Below are 19,804 nucleotides of genomic sequence, written 5' to 3' on the forward strand. Positions count from 1 at the left end.
TCTGCAAAAAAAGATTGGTTTTGAAAAAATTAAAGACAGTTATCCCACTTTAATTGATGAAAATATTAAATCTTTATCAATTAATTTTTCTGTGTTAGCAATGCGTTAAACCATTCTTGATATAAAATCCAGAAAATATTCCTGATAACCACTATCAATTCGGTTGTTTACGATGAATATTGATCTAAATGGAACTATCGAGCGGTACCTCAACCCACTGATTAATCAATTTATTGATTTTCTATTTCATCATATAAACTTTCAACTAAATTTTCTAATTTTTCTTCAGAACAACAGTCAATTAACAGATCAAAAGCATCCAGCAGTTTGGCGGCATTTTCTCCTAAAATGGGACTCATATCCCAAACATCTTGTACCCAGTCTCTAGGGAGTTCATCATCAAAAATCATGCGTTCTAAAAGTTGTCTGGATTCCGTTTTGCTCAGAGTCATAATACTGCAAAATTACTAAGATTGGCACTTAAACTATAATATCAAATTGTGGTGATTAGTTGGGTTAAGGAAGATACAACCTAACTTTTAGACTCAATCACTATAGCGTTCTTCCGCCCAAGGTTCCCCCCTTTTGTGATAACCATTCAATTCCCAAAATCCCAATTCCTCATGATCCAAAAACTCTAACCCGTTAATCCATTTTCCACTTTTCCAAGCATATAAATGGGGAACCACTAACCGCAGAGGGCCACCATGATCGGCGGGTAAAGGTTCATCAAAAACTTGATAGGCAAAAAAGTTTTCTTCCCGCAAAAAATCCTCCATTGAAAGATTAGTAGTATAACCGCCATAGCAATGTTCCATAATCTGAATGGCTTGGGGATCAACTTCAACAAACTGCATAAAGTCCGTAACCTTTATTCCTGTCCACTGCACATCTAATTTTGACCAATGGGTAACGCAATGAAAATCCGCAGTAAAGTTACTTTTAGGCATTGCCATCATCTCAGACCAACTAAAGGTTTTTGGCTGGACTAACCCCCAAACCTTTAACTGCCAATTCTCGATAGAAACTTGGGGGGTTTCCCCATAGGTTAAAACCGGAAATCCTTTGCTCAGATGTTGTTTGGGAGGAACGCGATCGCTCTGATCAGAAGTTGGCTTACTGAAAAATTTACCTAACATGATTAACCCCTAACAACCACTTTTATAAGTATACTATTAAACGCCTAATTTTAATTAGAATTAGAGGTGGGTTTGCCAAAAATTGTAAAAGACATTTTTCCGGTTAAGCCACTTTTCCAAACCAAGCCATCCCCATCTCGAAAAAAGATTTTTAGATCGGCATCCTGTAACTGGGTTTTGGGGTCAGTGGTCATCCATAACCAGTCATCCGTAAGACCCTGGGTATTATTAACAATAGATAGCAAATAACGTCCCGCTTCTAATTGAAACGGGATCACCGAACCCACATAATTAAATACGGGATGGGAAAACCGTTCAATATTAGTTTTAGTTTGGCGTACTTCCCTTAACTTCACCTCAATTTTAGGGGTAATTTCTGGGACTCTCTCAACCATTTTAAAAATTCTCAAGGAAAATTTATCCTTTAAAGGTTGACCCTCGGGGAAATATTGACCATTCCAATCAATTTGATCCACTTCAACTGTTTCATGAATGATAAACTCATAACCAATTTGTTGTTGTCCTGAAAAGTATTGACCATCAAAATCACTCAGTAATCCAAAGGAACCATTGCCTTCACCGGAACCAAAAATCACCTCAGCATTTACCGAAATTAAAGAATAGTTAGCCCAGATAAAACCACTCAAAAATCCTGTCCAAACCATCGCAGATGATTGTAAAAACTTAATTTTTTTGAACATCATAAAACTTGATCATTGACCTTAAAAACTAAAATTACGATACAATAGTGACAGTGAACTTCAACTCAATCCTCTCTATGATACCTGCTCCGATCCCAGACAACGAAAAAGAACGATTAGAGGCCCTGTATGACTATCAAATTCTCGATACCCAAGCGGAACCTTCTTTTGATGAATTAACCCTTCTAGCGACCTATATTTGCAAAACACCCATTGCTTTGATTAGTTTACTCGATCGCGATCGCCAATGGTTTAAATCGATTATTGGCCCGATGCCACCCGAAACGACTCGGGAGATTGCCTTTTCTTCCCATTGTATTTTACAGGATGATTTCATGATTGTTCCCGATACCTTAAAAGATGAACGATTTATTAATAATCCTCTGGTTATATCCGAACCTAAAATCCGTTTTTATGGCGGGTTTCCCTTAATCAATAATCAAGGTTTTGCCATTGGAAGTCTATGTGTGATGGATTTTATGCCCCGCAATTTAGCCCTAGCTCAAACCGAATCTTTAAAACTGATTAATCATCAAATTATGAGACAGTTAAACACTCGTCGCCATCTTTTTGGGATCAACCAATCTGTTGATGATTGTTTAAAATCATTGACAGCCAGCTAATTTTTATTAAGATTTTATTACCCCTTAATCTATGTATCCTAACGTTACAATTATTGAGCATCCTTTGGTTCAACATAAACTCACCTTGATGCGACGAGAACAAACCAGTACCGCTAAATTTAGGCAATTGTTGCGGGAAATTAGTATGTTATTAGCCTATGAAATTACCCGGGATTTACCCCTACGAAAAGAGTTAATTCAAACTCCCCTGGCTGCGATGGAAGCGCCAATTTTAGCCTCGGAGAAAAAAATGGTGATTGTATCGATCATGCGGGCAGGTCAGGGAATTTTAGATGGAATTTTAGAATTAATTCCTTCGGCAAGAGTCGGACATATTGGTTTATATCGAGACCCTCGAACCTTTATCCCCATTGAATATTATTTTAAACTTCCTGATGATATAGAAGAACGGGAAGTTTTAGTGGTTGATCCGATGATTGCTACGGGAAATACAGCCATTGCTGCCATCCAAAGATTGAAACAAACTAACCCTTTTTCGGTCAAATTTCTGTGTTTAATTGCCTCTCCAGAGGGGATTAAACATTTTCATTCCTATCACCCTGATGTTCCTCTATATACTGCAGCTATTGATGATCATTTGGATGAACATGGGTATATTATTCCGGGGTTGGGGGATGCGGGCGATCGCCTATTTGGAACCAAATAATAGCGGTTAATTTTAACAGCTTTTACCAGAAAAAGCTCGGTCGAAAGTAAGATTTTTTAGGAAATAGCAAAGATGAAAACAGTTAAAATTTCACCCAACTATATTAATGGACAATGGTGTTTATCCCAGGCAACAGAAACCTTAGATATCATCAACCCGGCAACCTTAGAAGTATTAGCAAAAGTTCCTCTTTCTCCAGCAAGGGAACTGCATCAGGTGGCAGAAATCGCCCAAAAATCCTTTGATTCATGGCGACAAACTCCGGTTACAGAAAGGATTCGTTATCTGTTTAAACTGAGAGAATTACTTGAACAAAATCAACAGGATTTAGCGGAAACTATTACCTTAGAATGTGGAAAAACCCTGGCTGAATCTCTAGGAGAATTACAACGGGCAATTGAAAATGTGGAAGTGGCTTGTGGTGTTCCTAGCTTAATTCAAGGTTACAATTCTGAAGATATTGCCAGGGGAATTGATGAAATAATGATTCGTCAACCTTTAGGAGTTGTGGCGATTATTTCCCCATTTAATTTTCCGGGGATGATTCCGTTTTGGTTTTTTCCCTATGCGATCGCTTGCGGCAATACTTGTATTATTAAACCCTCGGAAAAAGTTCCCTTAACCATGCAAAAGGTTTTTGCTTTAATTGATCAATTAGGATTACCCCCAGGGGTGATTAATTTAGTCAATGGAGCTAAAGAAACCGTTGATGCTATTTTAGAAAATCCCCAAATTAAAGCGATTAGTTTTGTCGGTTCCACGGCCGTTGCCAAATATGTCTATAGTCGGGCGGCTGCTCATGGCAAAAGGGCGCAATGTCAGGGCGGGGCAAAAAATCCGGTGATTATTTTACCCGATGCTGATTTAGAAATGACCACAAAAATTATTGCTGATAGTGCCTTTGGTTGTGCCGGACAACGCTGTTTAGCCACCTCAATTGCGATTACAATTGGTCAAGCTAAACAGAGTTTTACCGATGCGATCGCCTCTGCGGCGGAAACTCGAATTGTCGGTTATGGATTAGATCCAGGTGTTCAAATGGGAACGGTAATTTCCGCCGAAAGTAAAACTCGAATTGAAGGATTAATTCAACAAGGAAAACAGGAAGGAGGCAAAATTTTAATTGATGGCAGAAATCCTAAAATTTCCGGTTATGAACAGGGTTATTTTATTCGCCCGACCATTTTACAAGATATTAACCCCCAGGGAGAAATTGCCCGCACCGAAATTTTTGGCCCTGTATTAAGTTTAATTCATCTGAATACTCTTGAAGAAGCGATCGCATTGATTAATCAAAGTGAATATGGCAATATGGCCTGTTTATTTACCCGTAGTGGGGCGGCGGCGCGACAGTTTCGGTATCAAGTTCAAGCGGGAAATATTGGAATTAATATTGGTGTTGCTGCACCGATGGCATTCTTTCCTTTTAGTGGTTGGAAAAATAGTTTTTTTGGAGATTTGCACGGTCAAGGACAGCAGGCGGTTGAGTTTTTTACTCAAACTAAAGTTGTGGTTGAGCGGTGGTTATCTGACTGGTCACGACAATTTTAATTATAGAGGGCGAGAAGACCTCGCCCCTAGGTTTAATGGTGGTGGTGGTGATCGTGACCATGATGATGATGATCATGATCATGACTGTGATGATGGTGATCATCGTGGCTATGAACACTCACCAGGGAAGGATTAACCGCTAGGGCCATTTCATTTAATAGCGCTTCAATTTGGGGATTTGCCCAATCTGCGGCCATTTTTAAAAACTCGGGATGGTCGTTAACACACTCCATTTGTACATATTTAACATCCGTATATTTCCGACGTAAACCCTCAATAATATGCTCAACATCTAAGAGGGTTTCATGGTTTTCGGTGGCAAATCCAATGGGCATAAAGACAATCGCTTTCGCCCCTAATTCAATTAAATTATTCGCCGCTAATTGGGCGTTAGGTTGCGTCCATTCAATTAAGGGAGTATCATGGTTTAACCAACCCACAGAAATTAACGGATAACGGTTAATTAAATTTTCCCGAACCTGTTCATATAGGGCTTGACTTTCATCAATTCCCGAGGTAAATCCTTTAGCTTTGTGAGGACAACCATGATTCATTAAAACAATCCCAATTTGAGAGGGGAGACAGGATTGAATCAGATCATGTTGAATTTTGTCTTCGACTAACTTTCCGAGTAGTTGAATATAGGCAGGTTCATTATAAAAAGAGGGGATATACCGTTGACCTTTTACCCAATGTTCACCTTCATCTGCTAATTTTTCCAGGGCTATATTTACCTGTTCCACGGCAATTCCACTGGTAAAAATAGAATCAACCACTAACAGAGGATAAATTAACAGTTTATCAAATCCTTCAGCTTGAATTTGAGTTAAAACCTGTTCAGGAAGGAAAGGCGCACAAAAGTTAAAGGCTTTGAACACTTTAATCTGGTTGCCCCATTTTTCTTGTAAATGTTCCTCAATTCCCGCCCGTTGTTTCTCAAAAATTGCATTATGGGGAGAAATAAAATTCCCGTGTTGATGACTCCATTCATGAAGATCAAACATTGCTAAAAGTTTAGCCAAAGGCGGATAAATCCAAGTGGGAACCGGGGCAAATTTAGCGGTTAAAAGGTTTAAAGCCTGTTCGTTATAATTGGCAAAGTCTTCATAACTTTCGACTTCACCATAGCCCATAAGCAAAACCGCAACCCGGTTTTCCCCCTTGGTATCGGTTGGGGCTGAATTAATGATGTCCAGTTTTTCAGGAGTGGCAACCAAGTTTTTGTCCTCACGTTCAAGTGCTACTATCAAGTCCTTTGATGAAACTCTCCCTCATGATATTCTCAGGAGGGATATTCCATAAAATTACTCTCCCTAATAGTTTAACATCCCCTACAGGGGGATGGGGAAAGGGAGGTAGGAGCAGGGGGAGCGGGGGAGGTAGGGGGAGTAGTCACTTAACAACTATCAAAAAATGCTATTAATTTGTCCTGGAGTTCATCCATCGGAATTAACGGAATGTTTTTTAAATGGAGTTTTAGAAAATTGGAAAAACCAACAACAATTGGGAGAATTATTAATCTTTCCCACTCAAGATTATTCTGCCTATTCTAGTTTTGATATTTTAAATTTTATCGATAAAAATAATCCCAAATCTGCTATAATAATCATAGCTTTTAGTGCTGGAGTTGTCGGGGCAATGGGGGCGGCTTTAGTTTGGCAACAATGGGGAAAGGAAATTCAAGGATTAATTGCGATCGATGGTTGGGGGGTTCCTTTAGGGGGGAATTTCCCGATTTATCGCATCAGTCATGATTATTTTACCCACTGGAGTTCCGCATTATTAGGAGGAGGAATAGAGAGCTTTTATGCCGATCCTGCTGTTGAACATTTAGAAATATGGCGATCGCCCCAAACCACAAAAGGATGGTGGATACATCAAACCTCAACAGGACTAAAAACCGCAACACCCACCAGCGCAGCAACCTTTATTCAAAAGGTATTGAATCGTTTAAACTAGAGAAACTCATTCAATATTTAGAAAGATGACTGTAGCCACAAACCTAAATAAAACCGTAATTTCTGTTAATGGAGTCGAGCATTATTGTGAATGGGTAACAACAGCCAATTCCACACCCGGAACCAAACCTATCATGGTCTTTATTCACGGTTGGGGTGGTTCGGGACGCTATTGGGAAAGCACCGCCCAAGTTTTATCTCCAGAATTTGATTGTTTAATTTATGACTTACGCGGGTTTGGACGGTCTAATGCACCAGAAGTCACGGATAAACCCCCATCAAAACGGTATGAATTAATCGAATATGCCGAAGATTTAGTCACTTTATTAGACCAGTTAAATTTAGACAAAGTTTATATCAATGCCCACTCCATGGGCGGCTCTATTGCCATGTTATTTTTAAATCGATATCCCCAGCGAGTTGAACGAGCTATTCTAACCTGTAGTGGCATCTTTGAATATGACGAAAAAACCTTTAATACCTTTCACAAATTTAGTCGTTATGTCGTCATGTTTCGCCCTAAATGGTTAACCTTAATTCCCGGGATGGATAAAATGTTTATGGCTCGGTTTCTCCACCGTCCAATTCCTCGTCCCTTGAGTCAAGCCTTTTTAGAAGATTTTCTCCTAGCAGATTTTGATGCCGCCTATGGAACCGTATTAACCTCTGTTTCTAAAGAAGCAACGGAATGGCTCCCCGCAGAATTTAAAAAATTAACTGTTCCCACTTTATTAGTCGCCGGAGAACACGATCAAATTATCCCCGCAGAAATGGGACGACAAGCTGCTACTTTAAACCCTAACGTTCAGTTAGCAATTCTTAAAGATACCGCCCATTTTCCCATGCTTGAAGATCCCGAAACCTACTTAGAAAAACTGCGAGAATTCCTAGGAATTTGAGTCTGAGGGGAATTAAAGTGACAAGTTTTGGGTTGGCGGTTGTCGCAAACGGATTAGAATACATTAAAATATAAAGAAACCCTGTTTTTGGTTAGAAACTTAGTTGAGCCGGAACTATGACATCCTATGCAACCTCCACAGCCAGAGCCGAAATGAGCGAACTCCGGCGACTAAAAGGCTTACTTCCTCCTGAGTTGCAGAGTTGGGTCACGGTGGAAAAAACCGTCGAAGTCAACCCGCCCCTCGTCCGTTGCGAAGAAATTGGCAAGGATCAAGTCGAAATTCAAATTGACTTGGTTCGTTGGGAACAGTTGGCAATGGATCAACGCAACCTACTATTTTGGCATGAAGTCGCCCGCATTCAAAATGATACGATTCCTAGAGATGGTTGGGAAATGGCCGCCCTCGCCATTGGTTTAGGGGGAGCCGTCGGGGAACTCTGGGTACAAGACGGACTACTACTCTTATTAGCCCTAGCATTATGTGGGGTTTCCGGTTTTCGTCTCTATCAAAAAAATAACGGAGAACGTACATTACAGGAATCCTTAGAGGCTGATGAGAAAGCAATTTCTCTGGCTACCCGTTTCGGTTATACCTTACCCAACGCCTACAAAAGCCTAGGAAGTGCCCTAAAAACCTTAGTGGATCAAACCCCGAAAAAACGCCTAAAAGCCCGTTATGAAGCTCGCTTACAAGCTCTTAAACGCAGTGCAACTAAGGCCAAAGCTAGAGTTAAAGGGGGAAGTGATACCGCCTCCTCGAATTCGGAAAATGTATTTAATTAATTGATAGTGATCATTCTTTCTAGGGTGCGTTAAATGAACGTTGACGTGCCCCAAATTTTTGGTTTTAAAGTCATAGAAAATAGCGAATAAAGAGGATTACGCAGATTAACACCGATGAAAATCCGTGAAATCCTCTTAAATCCGTGATCCCCATCCCCCATTATGTCTATTATTATTGCTGAACAGCTAGGTAAAGTTTATCCCGTCGCCATCAAAGAACCCGGATTTCAAGGAACCATTCGCCATTTTTTTCAACGCACCTATCAGAATATAGAAGCGGTAAAAGAAGTTTCGTTTAAAATTGAATCGGGGGAAGTGGTGGGATTTTTAGGGGCTAATGGAGCCGGGAAAACCACAACTTTAAAAATGTTAACGGGGTTAATTTATCCCTCTAGCGGATTTGTGGAAGTTGCCCATCATACTCCCTTTAAACGTCAATCTAAGTTTTTACAAAAAATTACCCTGGTTATGGGGCAAAAACAACAGTTAATCTGGGATTTACCCGCCTTAGATTCTTTAAAAATTAATGCCGCAGTTTATGGAATTTCTGATGGTGAATATCGTCAACGGGTCGGGGAATTAAGCGAGATGTTATCCCTAGAAGGAAAGTTAAAACAACCGATGCGAAAACTATCTTTAGGGGAACGAATGAAGGCGGAATTAATGGCGGCTTTATTACATCGTCCTCAAGTCTTATTTTTAGATGAACCCACCTTGGGATTAGATGTTAATGCCCAAGTCAGTGTCCGGGGGTTTTTAGCTGAATATAATCGTCGTTATCAAGCTACAATTTTGTTAACCAGTCACTACATGGCTGATATTACGGCATTGTGTAAACGGGTGATTTTAATTCATCAGGGACAATTGATTTATGATGGCAGTTTAGAGGGTTTATTAGAACAATTTTCCCCCTACCGAGAAGTTAAAATTGAATTAGAATATTCTTCTGCTGAAGTATTAGAAAGTTGTCGTCAGAAATTATTAACCTATGCAGAAATTGAATCCATGGAGGGTCAAGTTGTGCGCTTATTAGTCAAGCGCGATACCTTAACTACAACGGTCGCTAAAATATTAGCTGAATTCAATATCCTGGATTTAACCGTGAGTGACCCTCCGATTGAAAATGTGATTGGGCGAGTTTTTCGCGCTGGAGTTGTTGATTAAAATAGATTCAATATTCCCTGTTACTTCTTAAATTATCGGATTAACTCATTATTTCTTTAAAAAATGCGATCGCATCTTTTAGAGCTACAATAAAAACATCAATTTCTTGTTTAGTATTGTAGAAATATAAACTCGCTCTGGCGGTGGAACTTAAGCCTAAATAACGATGTAAAGGTTGGGTACAGTGATGTCCTGAACGAATCGCCACCCCGGAATCATCTAACATGGTGGATAAATCATTGGCATGAATCCCATCCACGCTAAAAGACGCTAAGGCGGCTCTCCCTTCTCCCTTAGCATTGGGTTGGGGGCCATAAAGTTTTAATTCAGGAATTTCTCGCAATCTTTCAAATAAATAGGCCGTTAATTCATGTTCATAATCTTCTATTTTGTCCATACCAATTGACGTTAAATAATCAATCGCTGCCCCTAAAGCAATTGCTTCTCCAATCGCCGGAGTTCCCGCTTCAAATTTATGGGGTAATTCCCCCACCGTGAAATGATCTAAAAACACCTCAGCAATCATTTCTCCTCCCCCAAAAAAGGGCGGCATGGCTTCTAATACCTCTAATTTGCCGTATAAAAAGCCGATACCCGTAGGAGCGCACATTTTATGACCCGATGCCACTAACCAATCACAATCAATTTTCTGCACATCTAAAGCCTTATGGGGCGCACTTTGGCAAGCATCAATTAATACTTTTGCACCGTATTGATGACTAATTTTAGTAATTTCTTCAATAGGATTAATACAACCCAACGTATTAGAAATATGAACAATAGAAACTAATTTGGTTTTGTCAGAAATCAATGTTTTAAAATGTTCTAAATCAAATTCTTGAGTTTCTGTTAACTCGACAAATTTAATCACCGCTCCAGTTTTTTGAGCGACCATTTGCCAAGGAACTAAATTACTATGATGTTCCATGACACTGAGAATAATTTCATCTCCGGGTTTTAAAGTATTTAAACCCCAGGAATAGGCTACAATATTAATAGCTTCACTGGCGTTGCGGGTATAGACAATTTCTTTGTAGGATTGAGCATTAATAAATTGGGCAACTTTTACTCTAGCTGCTTCATAAGCATCCGTGGCTTTTGCACTTAAAACGTGAACCCCTCGATGCACATTAGAATTATACTTTTGATAATATTCTTGAATGGCATTTAATACCGCTAAAGGTTTCTGAGAAGTGGCGGCATTATCTAAATAAACCAAGGGATAACCGTTGATTTCTTGATGTAAAATGGGGAAATCTTGACGGACGCTTTCAGCTAATGTTTTTTCTTGAGTTAACATAATTTTTAATATCCTTTAATACAATTAATAAATCCCTTCGTTGTTGGGCTTTAGCCCACTCTTTTTAGGATTAAAGCCCAACAACAGTTAACTAAAGTCGGTGCGACAGGAAACGCAACGGGATAAAACTTGGGTTAATGTTGGTGATGGTAATTTACCTAAAATTTCTGCCGCAAAAGCATCAATTAAGAGGTGACGACTCATCTGTTCACTTAACCCCCGACTCCGCAAATAGAAGACTTCATCTGCTTCTAATTGACTGACGGTGGCGCCGTGAGAACATTTAACATTATCCGCTACAATTTCTAACTGGGGTTTAGTGTCTATTCTTCCTTTGGAAGATAGCAATAAATTCCGACTCAGTTGATTAGCATTGGTGAACTGTGCTGTTTGGGGTACAAACACTTTACCATTAAAAATGCCATGAGCCTTGTCGTCAATAATACATTTATGCACTTGATTAAATGTACCATGTTGATGATTGAGCATCATGGAACTGTGGGTATCCGCTAACTGTTCACCTCCAATTAATGTTAATCCATTCAGAGTGGTTTCGGTTCCTTCCCCCCGTTGATAAACTTCTAAATTGTGGCGAGATAGTTTAGATCCTAAACTAATAGCATGGCAAGTATATTGGCTATTTCGAGCTTGAAAAATAGCATTTTTACCAATATGAAATGCTGATCCTGCACCCCGTTGAACCCTTGTATGGATAACTTGGGCGTTTTCTTCTAGGTAGATTTCTGTGACTGCATTAGTAAAATATGGTTGAACTTTTACCCGATCTGAACATCCGAAAACTTCGGCGGTTGCATAATGTTCAATTAAGGTAGTTGAACTTCCGGTTTCTGCTACAATTAATGTTCTGGTTTGATTGATCACCGGCAGGTTATCCGGTAAGGCAATAAATAATAAATGAATTGGGTCTTGAATTATTTTATTTTTGTCAACCCAGAGGACGGCGGCATCATTTAACCAGGTGGAATTGAGGGTAGCAAAAACGTCTTGATTTCCCTGTTGTTGACTGAGATAGTCAGGAAGACGATCTCGAAATTGTTCAGGAAGTTCTCCTAAATTCCCAACAAAAACACCCTCGGGAATTTCTGTAATATCAGATAGATGGGGCGCATAAATTCCATTGACAAATACAATTCGTCTATGGGCGGCTTCGGGTAATATTAAAGAAGCGATCGCTTGATGTTCTAACTGAACAAAATTAGCCACCTCAAAGCGATGTTCTAATAATGGGGATAAATCGGTAAACCGCCATTCTTCATCCCGTTTAGTAGGAATTTCTAATTCCTTGATCCAAGTTAAAGCGTGATCTCGAATGTTTTGCAATTGAATGGCAATTTCCGACCCAGGGGGATAGGGAAAAGACCGTTTAGAAAGTCCCTCTTGAATTTGTTCTAACAGATGGTTTAAATAGGAGACTTCCCGTTTTTCTTTGACTGTAATATTATTCATTAAACCCCCACCATAGATTTGGCGACAACATCATCATAACCCTGTTCTTCTAACTCTAAAGCCAGTTCTTTTGTGCCTGTTTTAATAATCCGTCCGTCTGACACAACATGAACATAATCAGGTACAATATAATCCAGTAACCGTTGATAATGGGTAATCAATAATAGGGCGTTATTTTCATTCGCTAATTGATTAACTCCACTGGCAACAATTCGCAACGCATCAATATCTAAACCCGAATCTGTTTCATCTAAAATCGCCAATTTAGGCTCTAATAAAGCCATTTGTAAGATTTCATTGCGTTTTTTCTCCCCCCCGGAAAAGCCTTCGTTAACACTGCGTTCTAAAAATTCATCCCGCATTTTTACAATATCTAGTTTTTCTCGGACTAATTCATCAAAATCAAAGGCATCTAATTCTTCGAGTCCTTTGTGTTTTTGATGGGCATTATAAGCTACTCTCAAAAAGTCTAAATTACTCACCCCCGGAATTTCAATCGGATATTGAAATGCTAAGAAAATCCCTGCCAAAGCCCGTTCTTCCGGTGCTAATTCTAATAAATCTTGCCCTAGAAAGGTAATTTCGCCTCCTGTAACTTGGTAGCTAGGATGTCCGCTTAAAACCTTAGAAAAAGTGCTTTTACCCGAACCATTTAAACCCATAATTGCATGGATTTCTCCGGCTTTGACTTCTAAATTAAAGCCTTTGAGGATTTCTTTATCATCAATATTAGCCGTCAAATTTTTAACGGATAAAATCACTTCGCTGTTCTCTTTAATCATGGTTGTTTGTTGTTTGTTTTTTGTTGTTGGCGAGCGGGAACCCTCGCACTACTCGACTAAAAACTGATCACTAATAACTGATAACTGATGACTGATAACTGATAACTGATTAACCAACGGTTCCTTCTAATTTTAAGCTCAATAATTTATCCGCTTCGACGGCAAATTCCATCGGCAATTTATTGAACACATCTTTACAGAAACCGCTAATCATCATAGACACAGCATCTTCGGCGGAAATTCCCCGTTGGGAAAAATAGAAAAGTTGGTCTTCTCCAATTTTAGAAGTAGAGGCTTCGTGTTCAACTTTGGCGGTATTATTTTCCACTTGAATATAGGGAAAAGTATTGGCTTGCGCCCGATCTCCGATTAACATAGAATCACATTGGGAGTAATTTCTTGCCCCAGCCGCTTTCGGCCCCATTTTGACTAAACCGCGATAACTATTGGAGGACTTTCCAGCAGAAATTCCTTTAGAAATAATCGTGCTGCGGGTATTTTTGCCAATATGAATCATTTTAGTTCCGGTGTCTGCTTGTTGTTTATTATTTGTCAGCGCCACAGAATAAAATTCACCCACTGAATTATCCCCAACTAATAGACAACTGGGATATTTCCAAGTAATAGCAGACCCGGTTTCTACCTGTGTCCAAGAAATCTTAGAATTGACTCCTTTACATAATCCCCGTTTGGTGACAAAGTTATAAATTCCGCCCTTGCCTTCTTCATCTCCGGCGTACCAATTTTGCACCGTTGAATATTTGATTTCCGCATTATCTAAAGTCACCAATTCCACCACAGCGGCGTGCAGTTGATTCGTGTCAAACATCGGAGCGGTACAGCCTTCTAAATAGGTGACCGAACTGCCTGATTCTGCTACAATTAAGGTGCGTTCAAACTGCCCCGAATCGCCATTGTTAATCCGAAAATAGGTAGACAAATCCATCGGACATTGTACCCCTTTCGGAATATAAACAAATGACCCATCACTAAAAACAGCCGAGTTCAAAGCGGCGAAGAAATTATCGCTAATGGGAACCACACTACCCAAATATTTTTCAATCAGTTCAGGATGTTCTTTAACTGCTTCGGAAATGGAACAGAAAATCACCCCATCTTCAGCTAATTTTTCTTTAAAGGTGGTGGCAATTGAAACACTATCAAAAACCGCATCTACCGCCACATTAGATAGGCGCTTTTGTTCGTTTAAAGGGATGCCTAATTTTTCAAAGGTTTCTAATAAAGTCGGGTCAACTTCTTCTAAACTGGTTTTTTTCTTTTCAACTTTGGGCGCGGAATAGTAGATAATAGATTGATAGTCAATGGCCGGATAGTTGACATGGGGCCAAGTAGGTTCCTCCATCTTCAGCCATTGTCGATAGGCTCTCAGACGGAAGTTGAGCATAAACTCCGGCTCGTTTTTTTTAGCTGAAATCAGGCGCACAACATCCTCACTCAGTCCCCGAGGGATGGTGTCTGACTCGATATCGGTGACAAAGCCGTATTTGTACGGTTGGTTGACCAGGGTTTTAACAGAAGCACTCATAAGGTTAAATTTAGTGTTCGACGGTTCTCAAAGGATGACAGACGGGTGGTAGGCTGTAGACTTAAGCAACAGATTTGTTACTTAAGTCTATTTTAGGCTACATTAACAACAAGTGTATTGTCAAAGTCCAAATTCATTAATTTTTGTTAAGACGATGGCCACCACTCAACACCAGTCCACGAAACATGATATTCTGCAACTTCTCCTGAAACAAGCACAGGCGACAGCCCAGGAGTTGGCGGAAACCCTTGATATTAGCCCCCAAGCCATTCGTCGCCATCTCAAAGATTTAGAACAGTCGGGGTTAATTGCCTACAACTCGGTGCAGGTGGGGATGGGACGCCCTCAGCACGTTTATAAATTGACGACTCAAGGACGGGAAGGTTTTCCCAACCGTTATGATGAATTTGCAATTTCCTTTTTGGATACTTTAGCGCAAACCGTCGGACATGAACAGGTTAGTCAAATTTTACAGAAACAATGGCAACGAAAAGCAATAGAATATCGGGAAAAAGTTGGCAAGGGTTCGTTAAAAGAACGGGTGGAAAAATTGGTAGAATTAAGAAAAGCTGAAGGGTATATGGCGGAGTGGTATTTGGTGGAGTCAGAACAACCGGATATTCAGCGAGAACGTTATATTTTAACTGAACATCATTGTGCAATTTCTAATGTGGCGGAATCCTTTCCGAGTGTTTGTGGCCATGAGTTAGAAATGTTTGAGGAAATCTTAGAAGATTGTACGGTAGAAAGAACCCATTGGATTGTGAATGGGGAACATCGTTGTGGCTATTTAATTATCGGAGGGAACAGGGAACAGGGACGGGGAACACCGGAGGAAAAGACAGACACAAGCCTGGGTTTATTAAATCAGTCTTTGTCATAACCGTGTTGCCACAATTGCTATATTAAATAATTAAGTAAAACTATGGAATTTTTAACCGAGGACGAGGCAATTCAAGTGGATGCGGCGTTATTATCTTCTAAGGAGAAGTTTTCAACGCGGTTAGCGATTTATGCGTTACGGTGTTTGAAGGAAATTGCTGAAACTCAAGATATTAAAATTGACAATATTAAACCAGAACAAGTTCAATATTGGGTTAAAAATGATGATAGTTTTAAAGAAAAATTAGAATTAGATAGTAATTTTCATGATTTTTTTAGTAAATTAGTGATTTCTTCATTAAAGCCTTTAAAACAAGCGTCTCAAGCTGAAAATATTCCTATTCAAGATTTAACAGTTAAACAGTTAATTCAATGGTTTGAGCAACAATCTAAAAATAATTTAGCTCAAGAATCACCCATATAGCAACCCTATTTATACAGGATTGCTATAGATTCAATTGCTGTTTAAATTAGTGTGTAATCCGACCTTCTAAGTGACCATATTGGGTATAATGGGAGAACGCACTGGTAATAACTCCACTGTTAATAGCTTGTGCCACATCAGGATTATGTGCTAAATAGGCTCCTGTGTTAAACTGGTTGCTGGGGTTTCGTCCTTCATCAGCCCCCGACATGACAAAATGTTCAAAACCCGAAGTAAATGCACCCGCTTGGACGGCATTTGCCACATCAGGATTTGTATTTAAGTAGTAGGATTCATCAAAGAATTGATTCGGTGAACGTCCTTCTGTTTCCCCCGATTTAAGATACTGTTGTAAACCCGAAGATAAGGTTCCTTGAGAGATAGCTGCATTGACATCAGGATTAGTATTACGATAATATTCCTCATCAAATATTTCAGTTAAATTCTGTTGATATTGAGGATTTTTCAGGACATCATCCCAATGGGTTCCAGTTAAACTATCCCAACCATTATTATCAGAAACACCCGTTATTGGATTAACACCAGTTGCGGGAGTTATTGAGGTAGCACCCGTTACCGCCAGGGATTTATAATAATCATCTGAACTATTGTTATCCCAACTATTATCATAATACAGACCCGTTGTTGGGTTAACACCAGTTGCGGGAGTTATTGAGGTAGCACCCGTTACCGCCAGGGATTTATAATAATCATCTGAAGTGTTGTTATCCCAACTATTATAGCAACCGCCAAGGCGGTTAGGACACAAGACGCAGTACATTCTCAATTGCCTCTCGTAAGGAATCAAAGTGAGTTAATTGATGACGGATTCGACTCTTTAACCACGACCAAGAGTTCTCAATCTTGTTAAGATCAGGTGAATAGGGTGGTAAGTACAATAGTTGGCAACCTACGTCCTGAATCAATTGTTGAATTCGCCCACCTTTATGAAAGCTGGCGTTATCCATGACAACAACCTGCCCAGGTTTTAGCACGGGTAACAAACAAGTTTCTAACCAGGTTTCAAACACAATTCGATTACAAGCTCCATCGACAGTAAAAGTTGCCATCAGATTTTGGTTACACAAAGCAGCAATCATATTGACTCGTCCTTGACGTCGCCCGGACTTGAGTGCATGAAAACGTTGCCCTTTGAGATTCCATCCATAATCATATTCGTCTCGGCTATCCATGCCTGATTCATCGACGTACACAATCTTTTCGGTTGGCAAAGTTGACAATTGGGCTATGAAATCCTGCCGTTTAGTTTCATCTCGTTCTCGGTAACCATAAGTTTTTTTTTTCGTGTGAAACCAATTTTTTTTAAAGCTCTTGAAATAGTGCGAGTGCTAATTTTATCTTCCCAGAGTTGAGCCAGTTCCGCTTGGGTTTTATCCCCATAAATTTTAGCAAACTGATGAAATTTATCCCAGTCTGTAATTTTATGGTTATTACCGGGTGGTCGATTAGGCAGAGCTTTAAAATCTCCTGTTTCAGCTTGTCGCTTCAACCATAAGTCAATCGTGTTCCGACTAACATTGAGCAGTTGACTAACTTCACTTTTTTTCATCCCATCTTGTTGAATGGCTGTGATCACTTTTGAACGCAAGTCGTAACTATAAGGTTTAGCCATAGGGGAGCAAGCACAACGTCAAAACAGAACTGCTCCTATTCTATGTCCTAACCGCCTTGGCGGGCGCTATATCATAATAAAGACCCGTTGTTGGGTTAACGCCTGATACGGTCATGGATTTATAATTATCATCTGAACTATTGTTATCATTATTAGATTCATACAGACTCATGATGTTTTCTCCCGTTGCGTTTAAATCGAAAATATGCGAGAATTTGAGAATAAAGCCCTGATGTGTAGAGAAGTTCGATAAAACTCCCCTACATTTTAATTAAATTTGGGTTAAATATCAGCCCATTTTCGCAATAAATTTGCGTGACTTTTGGCAATTAAGTCAAATTCTATAGTCTTGCCATATTGTTGGAAAATACTTCTACGGGCGGTATCTAAATCAAACAATATTTCTCGTTGGGATGGGTCACGAACTAAACTTTGAATCCAAGTAACCGCCGCCCACCGAGTCCCTTCAGTTACCGTTTCCACGCGATGCAAAGTCGAAGACGGATAAACAATCGCCGAACCTGCATCTAACTTAAAACTCTGTTCCCCTAGTGAAGTTTCAATCACTAATTCTCCCCCTTGATAGGTGTCCGGGTCAGTGAGAAATAGAGTTAATGAAACATCAGTTCGAGAGATAGATTCATCCCCCATAATCGCATTATCGAAATGGGAACCATAATACATTCCCACATCATAACGACTGAAAATAATCGGGCGGATTATTTTAGGACGTGCCGCTACTTTAAACAGTTCGTTACGTTTTAAAGCTTCGAGAACAATATTTCTCAGGTCAGAAGTAATCTCAGTATCGGTTTTAATTTGTTGATTATTTTTAACTTCTTTGACGTACCGACCAGCCGTTGTTTTCCCATCTATAAACTCAGCTTGTTGCAGTAGCGTCAAAGTTGTTTCTAGTTCTTCGGGTGTGAGAACATCTGCGATACAAAAAATCATTGGTTTTTAGCCTTCTCCACCTTCACCACTTTCTCCGCCTTCATCTTTTTTATCCCCTTTATTGTCTTTTCCTTTATCGTCTTTTTTATCATCTTTATTGTTGGTTGGAGCAGCAGCTTGTAACATTTCTGAGGAGGTAAAAGTATTCCCAGAAGTTGAAATTCCAGAGGCAATTTCTTGGATAGAATTAGATGCAGATTGGGTTGTAGAAGCATTAGCAACGTTGCCCAATCCGGCAGTTAAAACATAAGCTCCGAGTCCCATCCAAATCTTAGTACGAGTAGACAGACCATTATTTTTGTTGGTATTCATGGGTTGATTCCTTTGTTCTTGATTTGAAACTAACCTCAATTTGCCATGGGATAGTGACAAACTGGTGACGAGAGAAAATTCGTGTTTAGGTGGTTAGGAGGTAGAGGGAGCAGGGGGGGCAGGGGGGAGCAGGGGAGGCAGGGGGAGCAGGGGGAGCAGGGGGGAGCAGGGGAGGCAGGGGGGCAGGGCAGGGCTGTTTCATGTTTGAAAATTATAGCTTACTTTTTAGCCATAATTCTCAAACATGATAGCTATTTTCGGAAGAATTAATATTTCCTATAAGGGCTATATAATATTAATTATATGAAATAGTTATCTAAATAGCATAAATATTCCTATTCCCTACGGAGTAAGACTTACGTTTGTGATTTTTCTCTATTTTTCCTAAACTAATCGCTCTATTCTTAACTTGGGGATGAAGAGATAGCCACTAATTTCTCCCACTGATTTCCTAACCACCTTCTTCCCTCTGTTATTGATAAAAATCCTAAACCTCTGAAAATATTCAATCCTAGGGTGTTGAGCAATGCCAAATTAGTCGCCGCTCGTACTTGATGAATTTTCATACTATCCTCTTTAAATAACACATCTTTTACCCAATGAACTTGATTTTCAATCCCCCAATGCCCTTTAATCTTTTGGGAAAAAAATTCTGCCTTTTCCCAGATACTACTTATATAATAAACCGTTTCTTTATCAGACTTTTTTCCTCTGTATCCCCACCGTTCTACCTGAATTATACTTTGAATATGTTCCCGGTGACATTACAATGTAACGCATCCGCAGTTATCAACTTTCCTTTTAGACCACATTCTCCTATCACCCCTAAAACTACTACTAATAGCACTTCCCATAACTCATACCTTTTTCCCTGACTTTTTCTGAAGTCCTTGACTTTTTTTAAATTTTCTATTAAACTTGTTAGCATCTTTTTTTAGAAAAAATGGCGATCGCTTTCCATTTTATCAGGTGGCGATCGCTCTTTCTTTACTCTTTTTCACCCGACTTTGAAACAGC

The 19,804-nt window shown here is 39.6% G+C and carries 22 protein-coding genes and 1 pseudogene; 9 read left to right on the forward strand and 14 right to left on the reverse strand.

The annotated features are described in order from the left end of the window. Positions 1–230: 230 nt before the first annotated feature. The 3 genes from AC2D3N_RS12570 to AC2D3N_RS12580 form a co-directional block, all read right to left on the reverse strand. Positions 231–452 carry a hypothetical protein gene (locus AC2D3N_RS12570; protein WP_484691032.1) on the reverse strand — a complete coding sequence of 74 codons (222 nt, stop codon included), beginning with the start codon at positions 450–452 and terminating at the stop codon, positions 231–233. A 93-nt stretch (positions 453–545) separates the two neighbouring features. Then, complete coding sequence (locus tag AC2D3N_RS12575; RefSeq protein WP_484691033.1) at positions 546–1,139, reverse strand: sulfite oxidase-like oxidoreductase; 594 nt, start codon at positions 1,137–1,139, stop codon at positions 546–548. A gap of 50 nt (positions 1,140–1,189) precedes the next feature. Further along, positions 1,190–1,843: a hypothetical protein gene (locus AC2D3N_RS12580; protein ID WP_484691034.1), complete on the reverse strand. Its 654-nt coding sequence runs from the start codon at positions 1,841–1,843 to the stop codon at positions 1,190–1,192. A gap of 74 nt (positions 1,844–1,917) precedes the next feature. Between AC2D3N_RS12580 and AC2D3N_RS12585 the strand changes: the two genes are divergently transcribed. From AC2D3N_RS12585 to AC2D3N_RS12595, 3 genes are all read left to right on the forward strand, one after another. Then, on the forward strand, positions 1,918–2,463 hold the full coding sequence (locus tag AC2D3N_RS12585) for a GAF domain-containing protein (protein WP_079677909.1): 546 nt from the start codon (positions 1,918–1,920) through the stop codon (positions 2,461–2,463). A 31-nt stretch (positions 2,464–2,494) separates the two neighbouring features. Beyond that, the gene (upp, locus tag AC2D3N_RS12590) at positions 2,495–3,130 is read left to right on the forward strand and encodes a uracil phosphoribosyltransferase (RefSeq protein WP_079677910.1); all 636 of its coding nucleotides are present in this window, start codon (positions 2,495–2,497) and stop codon (positions 3,128–3,130) included. A 72-nt stretch (positions 3,131–3,202) separates the two neighbouring features. After that, entirely contained in the window at positions 3,203–4,681 is a 1,479-nt protein-coding gene (locus AC2D3N_RS12595) for a CoA-acylating methylmalonate-semialdehyde dehydrogenase (RefSeq protein WP_484691035.1), read from the forward strand. A gap of 32 nt (positions 4,682–4,713) precedes the next feature. On the opposite strand, the gene AC2D3N_RS12600 is transcribed toward AC2D3N_RS12595, so the two are convergent. Continuing rightward, a complete protein-coding gene (locus tag AC2D3N_RS12600; RefSeq protein ID WP_484691036.1) occupies positions 4,714–5,898 on the reverse strand; it encodes a ferrochelatase in 1,185 nt (394 codons plus the stop codon). Between the two features lie 196 nt (positions 5,899–6,094). Here AC2D3N_RS12600 and AC2D3N_RS12605 point away from each other — a divergent pair, with 196 nt between their 5' ends. The 4 genes from AC2D3N_RS12605 (at position 6,095) to AC2D3N_RS12620 (ending at position 9,487) form a co-directional block, all read left to right on the forward strand. Then, positions 6,095–6,640 (forward strand): hypothetical protein, encoded by a 546-nt coding sequence (locus AC2D3N_RS12605; RefSeq protein WP_079677913.1) that lies wholly within the window; start codon positions 6,095–6,097, stop codon positions 6,638–6,640. A 25-nt stretch (positions 6,641–6,665) separates the two neighbouring features. Beyond that, on the forward strand, positions 6,666–7,538 hold the full coding sequence (locus AC2D3N_RS12610; RefSeq protein WP_484691037.1) for an alpha/beta fold hydrolase: 873 nt from the start codon (positions 6,666–6,668) through the stop codon (positions 7,536–7,538). Positions 7,539–7,654: 116 nt separating this feature from the next. Continuing rightward, positions 7,655–8,323 carry a DUF3318 domain-containing protein gene (locus AC2D3N_RS12615; protein ID WP_484691038.1) on the forward strand — a complete coding sequence of 223 codons (669 nt, stop codon included), beginning with the start codon at positions 7,655–7,657 and terminating at the stop codon, positions 8,321–8,323. A gap of 162 nt (positions 8,324–8,485) precedes the next feature. Beyond that, positions 8,486–9,487, forward strand: a complete 1,002-nt coding sequence (locus tag AC2D3N_RS12620; RefSeq protein ID WP_079677916.1) for an ABC transporter ATP-binding protein — start codon at positions 8,486–8,488, stop codon at positions 9,485–9,487. A 40-nt stretch (positions 9,488–9,527) separates the two neighbouring features. Here the strand turns inward: AC2D3N_RS12620 and AC2D3N_RS12625 are convergent, their stop codons facing one another. The 4 genes from AC2D3N_RS12625 to sufB all read right to left on the reverse strand — a co-directional run bounded on the left by AC2D3N_RS12625 (position 9,528) and on the right by sufB (position 14,582). Further along, positions 9,528–10,790, reverse strand: a complete 1,263-nt coding sequence (locus tag AC2D3N_RS12625; protein ID WP_079677917.1) for a SufS family cysteine desulfurase — start codon at positions 10,788–10,790, stop codon at positions 9,528–9,530. Positions 10,791–10,874: 84 nt separating this feature from the next. Then, the gene (gene sufD, locus AC2D3N_RS12630) at positions 10,875–12,254 is read right to left on the reverse strand and encodes a Fe-S cluster assembly protein SufD (RefSeq protein WP_079677918.1); all 1,380 of its coding nucleotides are present in this window, start codon (positions 12,252–12,254) and stop codon (positions 10,875–10,877) included. After that, complete coding sequence (gene sufC, locus AC2D3N_RS12635; protein WP_079677919.1) at positions 12,254–13,036, reverse strand: Fe-S cluster assembly ATPase SufC; 783 nt, start codon at positions 13,034–13,036, stop codon at positions 12,254–12,256. Before sufC ends, sufD begins: the two co-directional genes overlap by 1 nt. A 109-nt stretch (positions 13,037–13,145) precedes the next feature. Next, positions 13,146–14,582, reverse strand: coding sequence for a Fe-S cluster assembly protein SufB (gene sufB / locus AC2D3N_RS12640; protein WP_079677920.1), 1,437 nt, complete (start codon positions 14,580–14,582; stop codon positions 13,146–13,148). A 154-nt stretch (positions 14,583–14,736) separates the two neighbouring features. Here sufB and sufR point away from each other — a divergent pair, with 154 nt between their 5' ends. Further along, positions 14,737–15,465 carry an iron-sulfur cluster biosynthesis transcriptional regulator SufR gene (gene sufR, locus AC2D3N_RS12645; RefSeq protein WP_484691039.1) on the forward strand — a complete coding sequence of 243 codons (729 nt, stop codon included), beginning with the start codon at positions 14,737–14,739 and terminating at the stop codon, positions 15,463–15,465. A gap of 42 nt (positions 15,466–15,507) precedes the next feature. Further along, positions 15,508–15,888 (forward strand): hypothetical protein, encoded by a 381-nt coding sequence (locus tag AC2D3N_RS12650; RefSeq protein WP_079677922.1) that lies wholly within the window; start codon positions 15,508–15,510, stop codon positions 15,886–15,888. A 46-nt stretch (positions 15,889–15,934) separates the two neighbouring features. Here AC2D3N_RS12650 and AC2D3N_RS12655 read toward each other — a convergent pair whose 3' ends face one another. From AC2D3N_RS12655 to AC2D3N_RS12680, 6 genes and pseudogenes are all read right to left on the reverse strand, one after another. Next, complete coding sequence (locus AC2D3N_RS12655) at positions 15,935–16,669, reverse strand: hypothetical protein (protein WP_484691040.1); 735 nt, start codon at positions 16,667–16,669, stop codon at positions 15,935–15,937. Next, positions 16,647–17,521 (reverse strand): IS630 family transposase gene (locus tag AC2D3N_RS12660; protein WP_484691041.1). Its coding sequence is split into 2 segments (ribosomal slippage): positions 16,647–17,189 and positions 17,192–17,521, totalling 873 coding nucleotides; the frame shifts between segments, so codons are not numbered across the junction. The genes AC2D3N_RS12655 and AC2D3N_RS12660 overlap by 23 nt, the downstream gene beginning before the upstream one ends. Before the next feature lie 40 nt (positions 17,522–17,561). Beyond that, entirely contained in the window at positions 17,562–17,693 is a 132-nt protein-coding gene (locus tag AC2D3N_RS12665) for a hypothetical protein (protein WP_484691042.1), read from the reverse strand. Between the two features lie 110 nt (positions 17,694–17,803). Further along, positions 17,804–18,475: a Fe2+-dependent dioxygenase gene (locus AC2D3N_RS12670; RefSeq protein WP_484691043.1), complete on the reverse strand. Its 672-nt coding sequence runs from the start codon at positions 18,473–18,475 to the stop codon at positions 17,804–17,806. A gap of 6 nt (positions 18,476–18,481) precedes the next feature. Then, complete coding sequence (locus AC2D3N_RS12675; protein WP_484691044.1) at positions 18,482–18,787, reverse strand: hypothetical protein; 306 nt, start codon at positions 18,785–18,787, stop codon at positions 18,482–18,484. Between the two features lie 404 nt (positions 18,788–19,191). Then, positions 19,192–19,622, reverse strand: a pseudogene (locus AC2D3N_RS12680) (ISAs1 family transposase); the annotation flags it as partial. Between the last annotated feature and the right edge of the window lie 182 nt (positions 19,623–19,804).

The sequence above is a fragment of the Planktothrix sp. PLAVEN19ND genome, assembly GCF_057220675.1.